The 20356-nt window shown below is 26.9% G+C and carries 14 protein-coding genes; 4 read left to right on the top strand and 10 right to left on the bottom strand.

Annotation, left to right across the window (positions count from 1 at the left end; genetic code table 11):
- The first annotated feature begins 17 nt into the window (after nt 1–17).
- From CURT_RS05450 to CURT_RS05435, 3 genes are all read left to right on the top strand, one after another.
- Nucleotides 18–521, top strand: coding sequence for a hypothetical protein (locus tag CURT_RS05450; RefSeq protein ID WP_018713729.1), 504 nt, complete (start codon nt 18–20; stop codon nt 519–521).
- Between the two features lie 210 nt (nt 522–731).
- A complete protein-coding gene (locus tag CURT_RS05440) occupies nt 732–1070 on the top strand; it encodes a hypothetical protein (protein WP_018713726.1) in 339 nt (112 codons plus the stop codon).
- A complete protein-coding gene (locus CURT_RS05435) occupies nt 1070–1648 on the top strand; it encodes a hypothetical protein (RefSeq protein WP_081617958.1) in 579 nt (192 codons plus the stop codon). The genes CURT_RS05440 and CURT_RS05435 overlap by 1 nt, the downstream gene beginning before the upstream one ends.
- A 71-nt stretch (nt 1649–1719) precedes the next feature.
- Here the strand turns inward: CURT_RS05435 and CURT_RS05430 are convergent, their stop codons facing one another.
- The 10 genes from CURT_RS05430 to CURT_RS05385 form a co-directional block, all read right to left on the bottom strand.
- Nucleotides 1720–2949: a hypothetical protein gene (locus CURT_RS05430; RefSeq protein WP_018713724.1), complete on the bottom strand. Its 1230-nt coding sequence runs from the start codon at nt 2947–2949 to the stop codon at nt 1720–1722.
- Complete coding sequence (locus CURT_RS05425; protein ID WP_018713723.1) at nt 2949–3677, bottom strand: tetratricopeptide repeat protein; 729 nt, start codon at nt 3675–3677, stop codon at nt 2949–2951. The genes CURT_RS05430 and CURT_RS05425 overlap by 1 nt, the downstream gene beginning before the upstream one ends.
- A complete protein-coding gene (locus CURT_RS05420) occupies nt 3674–3997 on the bottom strand; it encodes a hypothetical protein (RefSeq protein ID WP_018713722.1) in 324 nt (107 codons plus the stop codon). The genes CURT_RS05425 and CURT_RS05420 overlap by 4 nt, the downstream gene beginning before the upstream one ends.
- Before the next feature lie 49 nt (nt 3998–4046).
- Nucleotides 4047–9929 (bottom strand): calcium-binding protein, encoded by a 5883-nt coding sequence (locus CURT_RS05415; RefSeq protein WP_115651848.1) that lies wholly within the window; start codon nt 9927–9929, stop codon nt 4047–4049.
- 13 nt (nt 9930–9942) lie between these two features.
- Nucleotides 9943–10695: a hypothetical protein gene (locus CURT_RS05410; RefSeq protein WP_018713950.1), complete on the bottom strand. Its 753-nt coding sequence runs from the start codon at nt 10693–10695 to the stop codon at nt 9943–9945.
- A gap of 26 nt (nt 10696–10721) precedes the next feature.
- Nucleotides 10722–11519, bottom strand: coding sequence for a hypothetical protein (locus tag CURT_RS05405; protein WP_018713951.1), 798 nt, complete (start codon nt 11517–11519; stop codon nt 10722–10724).
- An 87-nt stretch (nt 11520–11606) separates the two neighbouring features.
- Nucleotides 11607–13394: a calcium-binding protein gene (locus CURT_RS05400; protein WP_115651849.1), complete on the bottom strand. Its 1788-nt coding sequence runs from the start codon at nt 13392–13394 to the stop codon at nt 11607–11609.
- 43 nt (nt 13395–13437) lie between these two features.
- Nucleotides 13438–14925 carry an ankyrin repeat domain-containing protein gene (locus CURT_RS05395; RefSeq protein ID WP_018713953.1) on the bottom strand — a complete coding sequence of 496 codons (1488 nt, stop codon included), beginning with the start codon at nt 14923–14925 and terminating at the stop codon, nt 13438–13440.
- A 72-nt stretch (nt 14926–14997) separates the two neighbouring features.
- Nucleotides 14998–17079: a calcium-binding protein gene (locus CURT_RS05390; protein WP_115651850.1), complete on the bottom strand. Its 2082-nt coding sequence runs from the start codon at nt 17077–17079 to the stop codon at nt 14998–15000.
- A 26-nt stretch (nt 17080–17105) separates the two neighbouring features.
- A complete protein-coding gene (locus tag CURT_RS05385) occupies nt 17106–18449 on the bottom strand; it encodes an ankyrin repeat domain-containing protein (protein ID WP_115651851.1) in 1344 nt (447 codons plus the stop codon).
- Between the two features lie 313 nt (nt 18450–18762).
- On the opposite strand from CURT_RS05385, the gene CURT_RS05380 reads away from it, so the two are divergent.
- Nucleotides 18763–20277, top strand: a complete 1515-nt coding sequence (locus tag CURT_RS05380; protein WP_172539781.1) for a TolC family protein — start codon at nt 18763–18765, stop codon at nt 20275–20277.
- Nucleotides 20278–20356 lie beyond the last annotated feature (79 nt).

The raw sequence follows: 20356 nt of genomic DNA, 5'->3' as shown, positions 1-20356 counted from the left end.
GGTCTTTTGGGTTTGATATGATAGTAAATATAAAAGTAAACGCCTTACAGGTTCAAAGAACTATGCAAAATGCAATGAATAGAACCCTAACAAGATCTAGGAATGATCAAAAAAACTATATCCAAAAAAAGCACGGCGTTAAAAAGAAGTATTTAAAAAGTGCAAGATTAAAAGGATATCGTGTTAGAAGAAATGATCTTAATATAAAGCTTACTGCAACAGATAAAACCCTTACTCCTTTTATGGTTGAAAGGTCTTTTAGACCTAATGTGGGTAATAAATTTGGCATTCAAAGAAGTAAAGAAAAAGGGGGTAAGTTTTTTATCTCTAGGAAAAATCATCAAATAAAAGACTGGATAACTAAAAGAGGAAGATTAACAGAAACTAGAAGAGGTAAAAGTATAAAAAATGACTACTACTATATAAAAGGTAGAGGGGTTTTAGATGAAGAGCTTTTAAAATTTACAGATGAGTTGCAAAAAAGAGCTGTGAAGTATCTAGATGAAGAAATTAACAGATAAAGAGGTAGAAAAATGGATATTTATATAGCAAGCCAAGGTGAAAGCCTTGATATGATATGCTTTAAGGCTTATAAGAGCTTAGATGATGAGGTTTTGGGTGAGTTTTTTAAGACATAATACTGACTTGCTTCATTTAAAAAAACTCCAAGGGGGTGAAGTTGTAAATTTGCCTAATATCAAAATAAACAAAACAAAAGAGGTGAAATATCTATGGTAATAGCATCATTTCAAAAACCAGATGTAAAAATTTTTTATAACAGTGTTGATAAAACAGATGAATTTCACTGGAGTAACATTACCATTGAAGATTATGAGGGGGATTTGTCTGATAGGTTTATAGCTACTATGCTTTGGGATAATGCAAGACCTAGGATGAAAGATGAGATAAAAGTTTTTATAAATGGCTATTTTTTAGGCAAATTTATAATTTCAGCTATTAGGGTTGATTATAAAAAAAGCTTTGATATTGAGGCGGTAAGTGTTGATTTTATGAGTGATTTTACTAAGAAAAAAATAGAACCTTTAAAGATAAAAGCTATAAAGAAGTAATTGAAGAAATTGCCAAAGAAAATGACTATAAAACTAAAATTGATTTCAAAAGAATGGATGAGGTAAATTTACTAGAACAATATGATGAAAGCGATATGAATGTTTGTAATAAAATAGCAAAAGATTTAGAGCTTAGCTTTTGTGTGAAAAATGGATATTTGATATTTTTTGATAGAGATGATGAAAGCCATAGGATAAATTATTTTTATAATGCAGATGACATGATCTCTTTAAGTTATGAAAAAAAAGAAAAAGAGGTTTATCAAAGTTGTGAAGTAAGATGGCATAGCACAAAGTATGCAAGATATAAAGTAGCAAGAGTTGGAACAAAAGAGCCAGTACTTAAAATAACTTCACTACAAAAAGATGAAAGCACTGCATTAAAACTTGCCGAAGCTAGACTAAAAAGTCAAAAAAACTTAGAAATAAATGGAAATTTCAGTATAATGGGAACACCATTTTTTGCAGGTGCATTTATAAACATTAAATTTGATGATGCCTTGACAAAAAAGTTTTTAATCACAAAAATAACACACACAATAAATACAAATTGGTTAACAAGTGCTGAGTTTATATAAAGGCTTTTTTGTATAACTAATTGTATAACTAAAAAAATGAAATAGCCTTATTTAGGCATTATGTAGCATTTTCAAAACTCATTACCATTTTTATCAATTACTAAAATACCATCTTCTTTTCCTATCCAAGAAGTTTTTATATTTACTCCATCATTTGTATGGTTAAAATAAACATTTGAATCTTTAGAGGATGTGATTGAGATTTTATTATCTTTATTTAGATCTAGTACTAATGGGTCATAAACTTCTATTCTATAACATTTTCCACCAAGGTTTGGTTTAAATGGGTTTGGAAATGGGAAAGGAAAAGGATTTGGGACTGGACAAGTTTTTCTTGGTGGAAAGGGATTTGGAAATTCAGGAGTGTCTTCATTTGTATTACTATCTTCTGGTGGTGTGTTATTTCCACTGCCATTACCATTGCCTGTATTACCTTCGCCTGAATTGTTACCATTATCTGAGTTGCCATCTGAACCACCATCACTATCTGAATTATTTCCAGTATTGCCATTATTCCCAGAGTTACCACCTTTATCATTTTTGCCTGTATTGGTATTTGTTTCGGTTGTATCTGAATTGCCAGTGTCTTCTTTGTCGTTTGGGGTGTCTTTATCTGCTGGGTCTTTTCTATCCAAACCTTTTGATAATTGTTCTATATTTTTAAGCATTTCATCAATATCTTTTTTACTTACTTCATTTTTACTTTTTAAATTATCAAGATTTTTTATAATTTTATCAATATCTTCTTCATTTGGGAGCTTTTCATTTATATTTTCTTTTAACTCTTTTACTTTATTTGAAAGTTTATCAAGTTTTTCTTTCAAAAATTTATCTATATTTTTACTTGCTTCTTCGGTATGTTTGTTTTTTGTTTCGCTTTTTTCTAATTTTTCTTTAAAATCTATATCTTTTTTAATTTCGTTAGCGTTGTCTTTTATCTCTTCGGAAGGTGGTTTGGGTTGATTGTTGCCCCAATTTATTCCGACCGCATTTTTCTCAGCCTCATCCAAGTTATATCTATTTGATTCCTCCCACCCTATCTTATCAGTAAGATCATTCAATCTTTTAGTTAATTTTCCAGTATCAACATATGGTGGAGCAATATTATTGATTAATACAACTGCTGAATCCTTATCTTTATTTATGATAAAATGATATCCATCTATTAAGATATTGGCTTTATCAACCTTGTCTTTTATATTACTAGCAGTATCAACTACTTCATTAATTTTTTCATCATTAGATAAAATTTTTTTAGATTTTTTCTTCCCCTTGACTACTATTGTTCCTGATTTACTCATTATTTTTCCTTTATATTTAAAATATTATTGATATATTTTTCTAAATAAAACTTAGATTTTTTTATATCTTTTTCAACACCTTTTCCATCTTTATAAAAATTACTCAATTCTTTACAAGCAAAAAGATCACTTTCGCACTCTTTTTTGAAAAATAAAAATGCTTTTTCGTAATATAACTCCGATTTAGAAGTGTTGTTTTTTTCAAGAAAAAAATCCCCTACTTTTTCGCAAGTCCAATGATTTGATAAATTACATTTTTTAATTAAATATTTAATGTCAGTTATCTCGCCACAAGACTCATCAAAATTTAAATCACAAGCTTTCTTAAAATAATCCATGTCGCTATAAATTTTTCCTAAAGTATGACAAGCCATAGAATCATTTTTATCACATAAAATTTTCAAATTTGATACTATTTTTTCATCTTTTTTATCCTGATACAAAACACTATAATAGTTTGAACATGCATAGTTGTGATTTAAACATAAATCCGCTAGCATTTCAAAAGACTTTTCTTTATCTTTTATAACGCCTTTTCCATTGCCTGTCATAGTCGCAACCAGCAGACACCCCATAAGATCGCCGCTTTTGCAAATATCATCTGCTAAATCATAAGCTTTTTTGTATTTAATCTCGGCTTCGTTAAGATGTTTAAGACCGCAATCATACAAATTCTCATTTGAAAAACAATAATTAAAAACTATTATAAATACTAAAAAAAATTTCATTTTATATTTTCTAATTTAAGGCAGGATTTTTTATGAGAATATATATCGCAAAGCTTAAGCCAAATTTCTCTAGCAAGGTCTTCTTTATTTAGATATTTGTTCGCTATAACAGCTGCATGATAACAACTTTCAATATCTTTGTTTTTGCAATCTTCAATGAAGAAGTTTAGCGAGTTTAAAATATCAATATTTGCCGAACTCATATAAAATTTATAAAGCTTTATACATGAATCGAACCCCTTATTTTTACAGCTACTTTCTACATCACTAGAAAACAAAACTGTGTATAACAAAAACATCATTAAAACTACCTTTTTCAAATTTAACCTTTATAAATATAATATTTAATTATACATTTTTTGACTTAAACTAAAATGATATTTTAGTTATATTATAATAGTTTATATCCTTTGGGTAAATAATTAAATTATTTTTAAACTTTATCGCACTTACTGTATCATTACCATTTCCACCATCTATATAATCATCCCCACCATTAGTAGTTATTACATCATCTCCACCCTTAGCATTTATAGCAAAGTTTTTACTACTAATAGTACTTATTTCATCATTTTTATCTGAACTATTTGATATTAAGAGTTTATCAATATCTTCTATACTTAAAGTAGTTTTATTAGCAAATTTAATAGTATTTATAGCATTTACTGGTTCTTTGTTATAATTAAGTAAGAAATAATCTTTTACTCTTATAGAGTTGAGTTCATCTTTAACTATAAGAAGATCGTTTTTATCTTTAGAGAAATTTAAACTCTCTTTAGTTATATTTTTACTAGTAAATTCTATTGTATCTATATCTTTTAAAGTAGGGTTATAATTTATTATCGTATCATTTCCAAAGTTATCATCAAATTTATATGTATCACTTCCAAGTCCTCCTGTTAAAGTGTCATTTCCACTTCCACCTATTATTGTATCATTACCACTACTTGCAGTAATAATATCATCTCCACCTTTACCATCAATTATGTAGCTATTATCATCAATTACATTTATATTATTAGAGCTATCATCAGTAGAAAGAATTACTTTATTCATAATATCACTTAAACTCATATAGCTTTTATCAAACTCTATATTTGTTATCATATAGTTTTTATCTTTAAAGAAGTTGCTTATAGTAATAGTATCTTTTATATTTTTATCCTTAAAGCTTATAACTAAATTTCCATCAATACTTTTAAAGTTAAGTTCATCTTGACTTATACCATCAATAAATTTAATAGTATCTGTTTCATTATCTGGATTAAAGTTTAAGATTACATCATTTCCAAAGCCTCTACCAAATACATAAGTATCATTTCCCATGCCACCTTGTAAAGTGTCATTACCACTTCCACCTATTAGGGTGTCATCGCCACTATCACCACTTAAAAAGTCATTACCATCATCACCATAAATGATATCATTTCCTGCGCCACCATATATGGTATCATTACCACCAAGAGCGTTAAATTCATCATTTGAACTAGTTAAGTAAAGTTTATCGTCTTCCTTAGTAGCTTCTATAGCCATATTTAAAAAATCACTCATAGAAATAACTTTTCCATTTTCAAACTCAATAGTGCTTAAAGCGCCATTTCCAAAGTCATTTTTTATATCAAAGAAGTTTTGAATTGTTATGCTATCATTAGTTAAATTTCCATTATTATCTTTTATTTGAATTATTAAGCTACCAAATTCTCTTTTAAATGAAATGTTTTTGTAAGATATCTCTTTTGAAAAGAGAAGTTTGTTACTTCCTTCTGTATCATAGATAGTGTCATTTCCATAGCCTATGCTAAATTTATAAATATCATCTCCCTTTCCACCTCTTAAAATATCATTACCACTTTTACTGTCTATTAAGTTATTATCATCATTTCCGTTTAGTGTTTGATCTGTGTTTTCCAATCCAGCAACATAAGTACCAAGAGCTATATTTAATGTTTTTAAATCATCTTTAAAAAGAGTATTTAAATTATTAATTAGCTCTTTTTGATATCTTGGCTTATAATAAGCTGCAGTTCTTATAGTGTTTAGAAGTTTTAAAATGCTTATAGTGTCATTATTTTTATAATAGCCTATTAAAGACTTATTTAATTGATCAAACTTATACGAAATGTCTCCATCTTTGTCTTGATACATAAACTCTATATCTATATTCAAATCCTTATAAGTAGTATTTAATTCCAAACTAGCATATACATAGTTTTTAAATTTTGTAACTCTAGCTTGTATCATAGCCGAAGCATTAGGTCTAGGTGTAGTTTCATATCCACCTTGTCTAAAAGGTCTATTTGTAAGTTTTTCATATATTAAGAAATCTCTTTGTGTTAAAGAGTAGCTTTTTATTTCATCTTTATCTACACTTGATACTCCTGCCCACTCATAAACTATATCATAAGCTAAGAGCTTTTTTTCATCAGGAGTTAGAGTATTTGAAGTTTCATATTTTTTAATTAAATTTAGTAAATTTTCATTATTAGAACTAGCCTTTCTTAAAGAGCTAAATCCACCTCTAGCTTCTATTTGTGGCAAGGAGTTTATCTCATCGCTAAAGGTTATATCTTTTTCTACAACTTTAGATGGATCTACTTTAAACCATACATCATTAGCTATTGTAGTTGTGCCATCTTTAAAGAAAACTTTTGAGCTTTGTTTTATAGTGTTACCATTTTCTATAGTGTTAGTGTTTTTATAATCTAATGATATGGCAGCTATATTACTATTTTTTAGATATGATAACTCATCGCTTTGACTTAAACCATCTTTATTTATATCATTCCAAAGAAGCAGTTTATCAAATACCTTATCTTGCATATTTATAATGCCATCACCATTATCATCATATAGTTTTAGTGCTTCAAATCCATTTGTTCTACCACTTGGTATATATGGATAACTTGTATCTGTTATAGTATGATTTCCAAATAACTCTGCGCCATTGTCTATTAAACCATTATTATTTTTATCAAGAGCTAAGAAACTATCACCACTATCTATCCAAGCAGTTTTTTCTCTTAAAGAGTCATTGTTATGATCAAAGTGTGTTAAGCTATCAATAGCAGATGAAGTAATGGAGTTTTTATTCATATCTATGATAATAGGCGATACTTCATCTTCAGGATCTTTGTCATTTGGGTCTTTGTCATCGTCATAGATGGTACACAATACTTCTTTGGAGTCAAAAGCAGTCACATTACTTTCTATAACAACAGCTTTTGCAAAAAATTTTCCATCTTCTTCTTTAATTTTATTATCATTCCAAGATGAAAGTTTAATATTACTTTTAAATGTGCTTCTACAATTTAATGTGTAAGTCTTTCCACCTGCGCTTACTTTTATATACATTCCATCTTGCCAATTGCCAATTGCTCCAACTCCACCATATATCTTTTCATCTTTTTCACTTGCATCACTACCTTCTAATACTAAATAAAATGGTGAATCATCATCTTTTATTTTTAAATCGCCAAATTTACTACTAGATGGATCATAACTTATGCTTTTATGTGGAATTATCCAGTAGGGATGAAGATTCGTAGCGCTTCTTATTTTTTGAGTATTTACTATAAAATCATCATAATCAGATATATCATATTTATAAGTTTTAATAGTATCGCCTTTTTTAAAGGTTATTGCTTTATCGCTACTATTTCTCATAAATACATCCAAAGAGCCATCACCTGTTATTTCCCCAACAAGCTCTATTGTTATCTCAGCTGTTTTATCCGATTCGTTTTTTGTAACATCTTTTATTCTTAGACCAACTTTATTTTCAAGAGTTATGCCTAAATATTTTTCTTCTTGACTAAAGTTATTTATAGTTATACTTTCTTTCGATTCATCGTGAGTAACTTTAAGCTCACTTCCGTTTAGATGATATGTATATCCATAGCCTTTATATATTTTAGAACCAGGCTTTGTTTCTTTTCCGCCACTTAAAGGATATGAGTGCTTAAACCAAATATTTCCGTTTCCATCACTATCTTCTATGGTATCGCCATTACCAACATGATATTCATCATACCCGCCACTATCTTTTATAGTATCAGCATCATCATCTTTTCCATGATTAGTATATATTATATCATTGCCACCACCTGAGGTTATGGTGTCATTGCCTGCTCCAGAATTTATGGTTGTTTTACCGCTTCCAGTAACTGTTATTTTATCACTGCCATCGCCAGTTGTAATTGTATTGTTGCCATTGCCTACGGTTATAACATTATCACCATCTCCTAAATTTATAGTGTTATTTCCATTTCCAGCAGTTACAATATCGTTTCCTTTTCCACCATATATGTGATTTTCCCCATCTCCTACGGTGACAGTGTTTGTATCTCCTTTTTTATCTTCATCGCTTAATGATATAATATTTGTTCCTATGTCGTAGTCCCTATGCGTAAAAATGATATTTTTACTTGCATTATTAGATTCTATAATATCACTTCCACTTCCTGCATAGATATAATTTATTCCTTCGCTCCCATATATATAATCATCTCCACCTCTTCCTATCATATAATTTTTATCACTTGTTTTATCTTGTGTATTATCTCCACTAGCGTATAAATAATCAACTCCGTCTGAACCGACTAATGTGTCACTACCACTTCCACCATAAAGATAGTTTGTTTCATTATCTGATAAATTCAATAAATTATCTTGTGTTGCATATATTATATCGTTGCCATCTTCTCCATAAAGATTATCATTGCCAAGTCCGCCAATTATAGTATCATTTCCTTTTCCACCATGAATAGTATCATCTCCTTTTGGGACGAGCTTATCTGTGATATTTCCTGCAATATCTCCAAACCAACTTGGGTTCTCATCACCATGTAAAAAATCATCACCACTACTTCCATATATTTTATCGTCTCCATCACCACCATATAAAGTATTTGATGAGTTATCACTTCCATCATCTTTATTATCCTTAGTTCTATTTCCTGCTATTAGTATGTCATTACCCTTGCCACCATTTAGCGTATCGCTATCATTTCCACCTATTAAGATATCATCTTTATTGGTTCCAGTAGCTGCGTCGTTGCCATCACCTAAAAGGTAGATGATGCCGTTGTCTAGGCGAGATGAGTGGGGGTTAATATTAGAATTTCCAGATAAACCAATATCTCTTAGTTCCTCAGTGACTATTTTTCTAACTACACTTTTAGTCATAAAATTATAAATAGGAGTAAAAATAGAAAATATAGAATCAACAATAGAAGTAGTCAAAGAATTTATATCATCAAAAGTTAATTTAAACCTTAAATCAACACCAGATTTTGTTACGGTTTTATTTATTACATTATCATTTTTATTTCCATAAATTAAATATTTACCTTCTGCTGAATAATTTATAATATCGCTATTTATTATTTTTCTGAAGTAAGATATATATTTTTTTGCATAATCTCTAACAAGTTTTTTCATTTCAAATTCAGTATATTCAACTTTGAGCTTTTCTAAATTCTTAAACTCTTGTGCTGTCAAAGTAAGATCAATATCATTATTATTTGGATAAAAGTCATTTATAAATTCTATTTTTATTGTTTTTCCAATATCATTTGGATCTGTAATATTTTTTAATACTGGATTTACCATTTTAGCTAATCCATCAAAACTATCAAAGTCAAAATTATCTGTATCAAGTGTAAATTTTAAATTTTCTATATGGCTTGGGGTTATGCTTCCATCTTCGTTTATATCCAAGACATATCTTACTTTGTCATTAAGATCATTATTATTCATTTCATAATTAAAAGTAAATTTTGATGAACCAAAAACAAAAGCAGCTTGAGCAAAATCTTCTACTTTACTTGGGTCTTGTCTATACATAGAAAAAGAGATTTTTGGATTTAAGGCATTACTATTATCTTTACCATAAAAAATATCAACAAATTCATTATGACTAAGTATTAATTTATTATTTTTTATATGTTTTTCGTCTAAGTAATTTTCAAAATTTAATTCCATTCCATTTTTACCCTTGTTTTCAAAAAATAATCTAAACATAGGAATATTTGCAATATGTTGTTTAAAATCTTTAGTTGTATTTATCTGAAAATATCTACTCATAAACTCATTAACTGATACATAAAGAGTTACATCAATGTCTTTATTAAGGTTTCTATTTGAATATTTTTCATTTATTATATTGTTTGGTTTATTTTTTTCTCCCCAAATATAATCACTTAAAACTTCTAATGCATAATCTCCAACTAAATGTAAATATTTTTTACCCATTGCTTGCTCCTTTTTATAATCTTTCTTTTGTTGCTCCACAATTATTAATTTTAGTAAAATTATATCTCTCTAATCCATTTTTATAATTTTCGAATTTTCTACTAACTTCATATATAAATCTCTCTAAATCTCCACTTCCTATGGAAGGTATCCTATCATTACCTTTTATATCGTAATTTTCAAATTCAAAATAGCTTTTTTTTATGATAAAGAAACCACTTCTTACATACTTTTTATGCTTTTCTATAAAAAAAGCATCTTTACCATATATTGTAATAAAATTATGACTATCCATTATAATAAAAGCTTGATTTATAGGTAAGTCAGCATATCTATAAACATATCTACCATTTTTTATTGTGCCACCTAAATCAACTTCATATGTAACATCTTTTATCGTATAGTATTTTCCTAAAGCTTCAAAAATGTTTAATCTTCCAGTCGTAACAATTTCTACTAAGTTTTCATCATAAAAATAGCGTTTTGTAGTAATTGTTTTATTAATATCATTATTTACTATATACTTAAGTGTTTTTAAAATTTCATAGTTTGTTGGATTTTCTTCTATAAAATAAAACTTTGGCGGAAGTCCGCCATTATCATCATAGTTTATTCTATTTAAAGCAGCACTATCAAGGAAATTCTTTAAAATTTCATCATTATTTAAATATTTAAATTCTCTAAAGCAAAAACCTGTGAAATGCAAAATAGATATTATACTTGATAAAAAGATTGTAAAAATTAAAATTTTGTATCGTTTTTTCAAATTTTTACCCTTTAATATAAATTAAATTATTTTTTTCTGATAAAACCACAATTATCAACTTTTATTTCTTCGTTTAAAAAAATAGGATCTACTCCATTAAAATTATATGTGAAGTTACTATCATAATAATTATTTAAAAATATATTTATTTTATTTTTAAAATGCATAATCCACTCATGTGCAAATATTTTTTGAAAATTATTGCCCATATCTATATAGCCTATAAAACTATTTTGTATGTTGTGGAAAGATAAGCCTACTATTTTTATAATTTTATTATTTTTTGTTAAAGTAAAAGAATCTTTGCCGTATAACTGAATTCTAAAATGGTTTTTAGAGGACTCATGACCAATTATAAAAAAAGAATGTTTCAAGGGGATGTCATACTTATATACATATTTATTTTTTTCGAATACATATCCTAAACTAACTTTATTTGTAATTTCTTCTATAGTATAATATTTTTTTAGAGTTTGTAATACATTTAAACTTTCTATATTTATTGTCAATTCTTCGACTTTTTCATTATATAGGTATTTTTTAGAATTTATTGTTTTATTTGTATCATTATCTAATATATATTTTAGTGTTTGTAAAATTTCATAATTTGTTGGATTTTCTTTTATAATATAAAATCGTGGTGGTAATCCGCCATTGTCATCATATTCAACTTTATCTAAAAAAGCACTATCAAGAAAATTTTTTAAAATTTCATCATCATTTAAATATTTAAATTCTCTAAAGCAAAAACCTGTGAAGTGTAAAATAGATATTATACTTGATAAAAATATTATAAAAATCAAAATTTTATATCGCTTTTTCAAATTTAACCTTTTAGGTAATTGTCTGATTATACATCTTTAAGCCTTAAATTTTAATGATATTTTAGTTGTATTAAATTCTTGAAATAACTACAGTATTTGTTCCATTTTTATATCTACTGTGTTTTTACCATTACCTAAATTTGCATTATTAACTCCTTCAAGTATATGCAAATTCTCAACTCCTTTTCCGCCGTATATATAGTTTTGTCCTGTGGTTATTACAACTGTATTTATATCATCTTTAGTGTCTTGATCATTTTCATTTGTATTATTTATCTCTGTATAGATATAGTTTGTTCCATTGTTTGTATTTACTTTATCGCTGCCACTACCTAAATAAATATAGTTTTTACCATCTTCTACATTTACTTCATCATCTCCACTTTTAGTGTAGATATGATTTGTGCCTTTTTTAGTAGTTATAATATCTATTCCTTTAGAGCCATATATTGTATCATCACCTGCACCTGAATTTACTGTATTAGTAGTGTTCTTATCTTCATTGTCAAACCTATCATCAATATCTGCATTGGTGTATATTGTGTCATTGCCACTGCCTGTGGTTATGGTGTCTGAGCCAAGACCAGCTTCGATATAAGCATTATCTTTTATGTTTAAAGAAATACTATCATTACCAGAATAGCCAAAAATATTTATTTTTCTATTGTTTTTTTGATTTTGAGAAAGGGAATATGAACCATCTACAAAAATATTCATACTATTATAAACACGCAATAAATCACCACCACTGTTTAGTCTACCTGTATGTTTATTTGTTTTTGTATCTAAGTAATAAGTGTGTGTTTTATCTTCGCCATATTTTGTCTCTTTTGTAATTAAATTAGAGAAAAAATTCACTCTGGCATCCAGATGCTTATTTGAATAGATATCCAAATCTTCGTATTCAATTAAATTTAGCTCATTACCCAATAGGGTGTAGCCAACTAATTCTTTTAGACAATGTTGGGCAGAGTGCTTTAACTTTTCATTAGTTAAATCACCCATAATTTGACTTGCACCAGCACCATAGTTAGCATAATAATTAGTTATTAATTGTTTTTTGCTTGATAATTTTATATGAACAGGATTTTTTTCATCTCTTTCATAGCCAACATCAAATCTCTTTAAGAACTCTAATAGGTGTGTTTTATTATTTGTTGGGAATTCGTATGTATTATCTAGATTACCATCTTTTTCCATATCTTCATAATAAATTATGTTCCCGCCACTATCATCTGTTTTTATAATAACTCTTTCTAATGAGTTTATATCTGATTTTATATCGCTCCAATAGTGCTTTAAAGATTGTTTTAAATTATCTTGGATTATATATTTTCTTTCTAATACTTCAGAACTTTTTCTGTCTTTTGTAAAATCAATAGTAACATATTGAGAGCCAAAAAAGGTATCAAACGTTTTACTTGTTATTTGAGAAATAGATAAATTTTTTAAAAAACTAAATTGGGTTCTAACTATTTTTGGTAGTTTTTCACCTGCTAACTTTACTTTTTTATCTATAAAAAAATCAGCAGTTCCAGTAACTAAACCTTTTGCTAAAAGCTTAAAAAAATGAATATCTGGTCTTGCGTATAATTCAGGACTAGCACCACTTCTATCCCTTCCATCAAGGGTGGTTTCAATGTATCCTTTTGCCAAATCAAAAGTTATACCAATACCAGCTGAACTTATCTCAAATCCTGTAATATCCATATCTTTTGCACTTGCTTGTACAAATTCAAAAATGGCGTTCATAACATGTTTTGCTGTTGCGGTTATACCACCAGCTTTTATCTCACCACCCTCTGTTATGCCAAAAAAATCAGTTATAGCTGTTTTAAATTTTTGTGTCTCTTGTTCTTTATTAAATTCTGTCATTGTTTATCCTTTTTTTAAAATCTTTTTATTTTGAAATTTAATCTTATTTTAAATCAACCGTTTTATTCTTTATAAAAACTCTTTTTGTATAGTTTTTGCATTCTTTATCACTATATGCTTTACTTTCTTTATCGCATTTTTTATATTCTGATATTAAATAATCGACCATATTTTTTTTATTTCTCTCATTATAAAATGCAACAAATTCTTTTGTGTCTTTAAAAGTGGCTTTACTGTATTTATAGCCTTTTATTGTTCTGTTATTGTCGTGTGTGTATATATAACCATCTTCCCAAGTCCAATAAAATAAATCTCCAGCACCTATAAAGTCTTTAAGTTCTTGCATATAGTCTTCTTCACAGTATTTTGCATACCATTTTATTTCATCAGTTAAAAAGTAAAATTTTTTTAAAATTTCATTATTTGGAGTTATAATTTCTATCTTATTATCATTTATAAGTTTAATAGTTTCATTGTAGTCTTTATAATAAAAATCAAGTTTTATAAGTTTTATCTCATCGTTATAATCTTTTAAAATTTCATTTCTTACTAGATTAAATTTATCTTCTATATAGTCTCTATATCTACTTGAGCAATCATTTAAACATTTTTCTTTCATAAGTTCTTTTGAGGGTTGCCCTGAGACATTGTGTTCAAAGAGAAGATTTAACATTGGTTCGAAGTTGGGATATCCAATCAAATATTTATAAAACATAATATCTTCTTTGTCGGAGATATAATATGTTTCATAATAATTATATTTTTTAATTTCTGGTTTATATCCACTTTCTAAAATTATTTTAGTCATCTCTAATAAATTTAAATTTATAGCATATGCAAATGGGTTAATCGCATCTTTTGAACGTATATTCTTTGTTCCATATAAATTGCTAAATTTTAACTCTATCTTGTCATTATCTATAATTAAATAATCAATTGAACGATAACTTCTTGTATATAAATAAAACTGAATAAAATCAACCTCGTTAATACCAACCCCATTATCAAGCAAAATTTTAACTGTCTTAGTAGAATTATTTTCTATTGCATAAGCTAATGGACTTAAACCATATTTATCTTTTTTATGGACATTAGCACCAAGTTTAATTAATTCTTTTGTAGTATTTAAGTCATTGTAAAAGCTGGAATACATTAAAGGAGTAACGCCACGATGAAGTTCTGTGTTTGCACTAAGGTTATTATCTTTCATAAAATTTAAGATATTTTTTGTGTTTTTACTTTTTAAAATTTGACGAAAATTTTCCATTAATGGATTGTTTTTTACTTCATCTATATCTATATCCCAATATCTAAACGCAAAATCATCAACTTCTTCTTGTGTAACATACTTTGCAAGTTCTGAGTTTGGGTCTATTTTTGTATCAGAATCTACAAAAAAAGTTTTATGAAAAACTTCTCTTGATTTTTCATTTGTTAGGTAATAATATACAGCAATAATAATGAAAAATAGTGAAATTTCTAAAATTATATAAGCTATTTTTTTGATAATCTTTAAAAATTTGTTTTTCAAATTTAACCTTTAAATGTAATGAAGAAATTATATAACTTTGTTGCTTAAATTTGAATGATATTTTAGTTATATTTAAATTCTTAAAAGAACTATAGAATTTGTTCCACCTTGTATATCTACTGTGTTTTTACCATTACCTAAATTTGCATTATTAACTCCTTCAAGTATATGTAAATTCTCAACTCCTTTTCCGCCGTATATATAGTTTTGTCCTGTGGTTATTACAACTGTATTTATATCATCTTTAGTATCTTGATCTTCTGAGTTTTTTGAATCTGTGCTTGTATAGATATAATTTGGTCCTTTTGCACTGTTTATTGTGATGGTATCACTGCCTTTGCCTGTATATATTTCATTAAACTCTCCACCATAGATATCTATTGCATCATCACCTTCTTTTGTGACTATATAGTTTTTAGTAGCATTTTTTGAAGTTATTAAATCCATTCCTTTAGAACCATACACTTCATTTTTTCCATAAGTTAAATTTATAGTATTTATATCATCTTTAGTGTCTTGATCATTTTCATTTGTATTATTTATCCCTGTATAGATATAGTTTGTTCCATTGTTTGTATTTACTTTATCACTGCCACTACCTAAATAAATATAGTTTTTACCATCTTCTACATTTACTTCATCATCTCCACTTTTAGTGTAGATATGATTTGTGCCTTTTTTAGTAGTTATAATATCTTTTCCTTTAGAGCCATAGATAGTATCATCACCTGCACCTGAGTTTACTGTATTAGTAGTGTTTTTATCTTCGGTGTCAAACTCATCATCAATATCTGCATTGGTGTATATTGTGTCATTGCCACTTCCTGTGGTTATGGTGTCAGAACCTTCACCTAGCTCAGCATAGACATCGCCGGCATTTTTACTTATTGTTATATTGTCGCCTTTGGAATAACCAAATATATTGTATTTAGCACCTTTTATATTTAAAGAGTTAAAACTTCCATCAACAAAGATGTTTTGATTATAGGCAATAGAAGAACTAAAATCTTTTAAATGTCCATTTTCATCAAAAGTCCGATTGCTATGTTCGCCATTGCCTGTATCTTCATAATAAACAGTGGCTAAAGCTCTATTTTTAGCTCTTTCATAAATAATAGTTCTTAGAAAATTTACTCTTGTTTCCAAGTGTTTTTTAGAGTATTGATTTAATTTATCCTGACTATATCTACCAGTATTTAAAGTTTCATTTTCTAAAGCATAACCCTTTAGTTCATTTAAGCAGTGGGCGGCAATGTCTTTTAAATCTTTATTTTTTAAATCACTTAAAACTCTACTGGCACCTTCACCATAGTTAGCATAATAGTTAGTTATTAATTTTTTAGGATTATCATCTTTTTTAAATGTTAGATGGGCTTCTTTATTATCTGTTGGATAGTTTATTCTTTTTAAAACAGATATTATTTTATATTCGTCTCTACCTTGTCTAAATTCAAAAGTGTTTAATACACCTGTATTTTTATAGTCTTTATGATAAATAAACTCAACAGGTGTCTCATCTCTAGCAAAGATAACTCTATCATAAATTTGCATATCAGAACTTATTTTATTCCAAACACTATTTAAAGCACTGTCAAAGTTTTTACTTGCATTATAAAGGATATATTTTCTTTCTTGAGTTTTATTTGACTTTTTATCTTTGTAATCAACATTTATTATGTGGTTTTTAGTAAGCGCATCTAATATATCAATTACTGCAGCAAAAATAGCCCCTGCTAGATTTCTAGATATTACAATATCCAATACTATACCAAGCCCGTATTTAACTGCATATGCAAAATCATTTTTATCAGGATCAGGATATAACTTATTATTTCCATCATCTATACTTGAGCCATCGGTATTTATTCCAAAATGAGTAAATTTTATTTGCGATAAAGTAAAATCCAATATACCGAATTTACCATCTATTATCATACCTATTCTTTTTGATTGAAGTTTTCTAAACTCTTTATCAGCTTGAGTTTCATTCTCAACACTGTTATCTATAATAGTTTCAGGTGTATTTCTAAATAAATCAGTTAAATCCTTGGCAAGTTTTATCGGATCATCTGTCCCGCTTGCTAAACCGACTATACTTGGTGCGTATTGTTTTATTTTTTCATCTATGTATTTTTGTTGATCAAATTTTGCCATTGTTTATCCTTTTTTTTAAATTCTTTTTAAAATTTTAAATTTAAACAGTTATCATTTAAATTTATTTTAGAACTGCTTGGTTCAACTAGTTTTCTATAACAATTCATAACTTCATCTTGCGATGTATTTTTAAAGATAATTTTTGGATTATTGTTTTCTAGTTTTGGAGAAACTGCTTTTAATAAATTGTTAGCATTTTTCCAGTCAATATATTCTTTAGTATTGTTAAAAGTAGAATTTTCATCTTTGCAATATATGTAATAGTGCCTTAGCCACATATATTTTTGCAATGGAAAAAATTGATTTTCTTTTTCTGGCGTTTTTCCAACTTTAATATCATCTTCATCAAATTTTTTCTTATTGATTTCATAGTATTCATAAAATAGTTCATCAGACTTTTTATCTTTATAACACTTCTCATACTCACTCTTTAAAAACTCTTTGCCAGGTTGTCCTGAGACATTGTGTTCAAGTAGCAAATCTAGCATTGGTTCGAAGTTTGGGATGTATTCTAAATTCTTATATACTGTATAATCATATGGATTTATTTCCCCAGTTTCAACATCTTCTTTTGTAAATATATCCTGTATAGAATTACTAGCAATTACAGATTCACCTTTGCCTCGGTAAGTATATGGCTTATAACCACTTTCCAATATAACTCTTGCTGTATTGTATAAATTAAAAGTAGTAAGATAATCCATTATCTCAAAAGCTGACCTACTTATTCCGCTATTATCGCAATTTTCCTCCAAGATATAATCTTTATATTTGACATCTAAGTAATTACTATCTATGACTATTTGACTAATTGTTCTATAAAACTTCTTTTGTGGATAGTAATATTGTATTTCTTTAATTTCATCCATCTTCATACCATTATCAAGTAGAAATTTAACCACTTGGGCTGAGTTTATGCTTATAGCATAAGCTAGAGCATTTAGTTCATATCTGTCTTTTTTATGAACATCAGCTCCAAGTTTAATTAACTCTTTTGTAGTATTTGTATCATTATAAAAACTTGAATACATTAAAGGAGTTCTTTTATCAAGCATTGTTACATCTGCTGAGAGATTATTGTCTTTTATGAAATTCAATACTTTATTTGTATCTTTATCCATTAAAGCTTTTCTTAAAGGTATAAGAGTGGAGTTTGTCTCTTCATCACAGTGAATATCGGAATATCTAAAACTAAAACTATCAACTTCTTCTTGCGTAACATACTTTGAAATTTCAGAACCTGGTTTTATAACTGTATCAGCTGTGACTGTAAAATGAGAATTTCCAGAGAGTTTAAATTTATTATAAACTATAAAAGCAACTAAAATTAAAGTTATAATTATAAATGAATTTAAAAATTTATTTTTCAAATTTAGCCTTTTAATGTAATGAAGAAATTATATAACTTTATTTCTTAAATTTGAATGATATTTTAGTTATATTTATAATAGTTTTCAATTATATGTTTTTTGTTTACTTAAAATTATCAGAGAATCATCTTTAAATTAATAATTTTATCTGCAATTTACTCCCCCCTTATTTAACCTATAATTCTCTTTTAAATATTAAACCCAAATAAATATCTTTTATTTTAATAATATAATTTATTTTTTATCTATATTTAATATGAACTTATATAAAATAAATTCTTTATTTTTAAAAAGGTTTGTAATGCGTTTATTGATGTGTATTTTTTTATTTGCTGTATTTGTCTTTAGCAAAGAAGAAATAAAAAAAGATAAGTTATTTAATAGCTATTTGGGAATTGATAATTTATATGTAAATAAAGAAATATCAAACAATAAAAACATTTTAAATAAAACTGATATAAATACTACAATCAATAATCTTAATTACAAAAACTCATTTATCTTAAATAATAAATTTATCAACAATACAAAATTTGATAAATTTATAGATGACAATAAATATAGCTCATCAAACAAATTTAAAAGTAGTTATAGCTTTAATGAGCTATTAAACTATACTTTAATTAACTCTCCTACTTTAAATTTAGCCAAGCAAGATATTATGAGTGCTATTAATGAGTATGATTACTCAAAAGCTAGTTATTACCCTGAAATTGGAATAAGTGCAAATAGTGAGTATTCAAAAAGATTTAATGATGGATATAGCTCTTTATATGTTGGTAAAGATAATCTTGTCTCAAACACATCTTATTCTAACTCTGTCTCATTTGTGATAAATTATGATTTATATACTTTTAAAAAAGATAGTTTTAAAGTAAAAGCAGCAAAAGAAAATATTTATGCAAGTAAATATAAAAGGTGTATGAGTAACTATGAGGTTTCATTAAAATTATTAGATAATTACTATGAAGCTTTAAGATATAAAAATCAAATAAGATATTATGAGATATTAAAGCTTATTTATCAAAAGCTTTATACTTATCAAAAAAGATTATCTAGTGTTGGAGAGATTGATAAATTAGCTCTTGGAGAAAGTGCAATTATTTTAGCAGATACAGATTATGAATTATCTAGTATTAGATTAAATGCAAATAATTCACTAAATACAATTAATCAAATAGTTGGATCTAAAATAGATGATATCTCTAAATTAGAAGATTTCAATGTTTTTAATAAAGAGTTTAGATTTATTAAATTTGAAGATACTTTTATAGCAAAAGAATTTGATTATGAGTTAAAAACAAATGAGTATGAGTTAAAGTCTGAACAAAGATCTTACTATCCAACTATTTCTTTATATGCAAAGTATGATTTATACGGAAATGACAGAGATGATTATTTTGATTCTACAAAAGATTTAAAAAGACATGGATATAGAGTTGGATTATCACTTTATTTAAGTTTATTTGATGGTGGAAAGAAAAAAGCTAGAATAAAAGATAAAGAGATAAATAAAGAAAAGATTTTACTTAGAAAAGAAGAAGCAAGATTAAAGTATGAAAAAGATATAGCTGATTTAGAACTATTTTTAAGTAAAGAAGATAGTTTTAATAAAATACTAAAAGAGTTAAAAGAAATTTCAAAAAACTCATATAATATGCAAGAAGCTTTAAATAAAGCAAAAGAAAGTTCAAAAATAGAGGTATTAAACTCATATGTTGTTTTACTTAAAAAAGAGATGAGTTATAAAGAACATCTACTAAAAGCAGGATATTTTATAAATAAAGCAAATATAATGAGTGGGATTAATGAGTGTAAAAGTTGGTGAAATATTATAATTATAAAATTTTACAAATTAACCATATCTAAAAAAATAGCATGGTTAATTTTGTATTTTATATAAAGAA

Source organism: Campylobacter ureolyticus (assembly GCF_013372225.1).
GTDB lineage: Bacteria > Campylobacterota > Campylobacteria > Campylobacterales > Campylobacteraceae > Campylobacter_B > Campylobacter_B ureolyticus.
Note: the sequence above shows the minus strand (reverse complement) of the source record. Positions and strands in the feature narration are given on the sequence as shown.

Bases quoted from the DNA above. Each gene is read 5' to 3' on its own strand.
- CURT_RS05415 (WP_115651848.1), bottom strand. From the start codon at position 9,929: ATGGGTAAAAAATATTTACATTTAGTTGGAGATTATGCATTAGAAGTT.
- CURT_RS05450 (WP_018713729.1), top strand. From the start codon at position 18: ATGATAGTAAATATAAAAGTAAACGCCTTACAGGTTCAAAGAACTATG.
- CURT_RS05440 (WP_018713726.1), top strand. From the start codon at position 732: ATGGTAATAGCATCATTTCAAAAACCAGATGTAAAAATTTTTTATAAC.
- CURT_RS05390 (WP_115651850.1), bottom strand. From the start codon at position 17,079: ATGGCAAAATTTGATCAACAAAAATACATAGATGAAAAAATAAAACAA.
- CURT_RS05430 (WP_018713724.1), bottom strand. From the start codon at position 2,949: ATGAGTAAATCAGGAACAATAGTAGTCAAGGGGAAGAAAAAATCTAAA.
- CURT_RS05425 (WP_018713723.1), bottom strand. From the start codon at position 3,677: ATGAAATTTTTTTTAGTATTTATAATAGTTTTTAATTATTGTTTTTCA.
- CURT_RS05400 (WP_115651849.1), bottom strand. From the start codon at position 13,394: ATGACAGAATTTAATAAAGAACAAGAGACACAAAAATTTAAAACAGCT.
- CURT_RS05380 (WP_172539781.1), top strand. From the start codon at position 18,763: ATGTGTATTTTTTTATTTGCTGTATTTGTCTTTAGCAAAGAAGAAATA.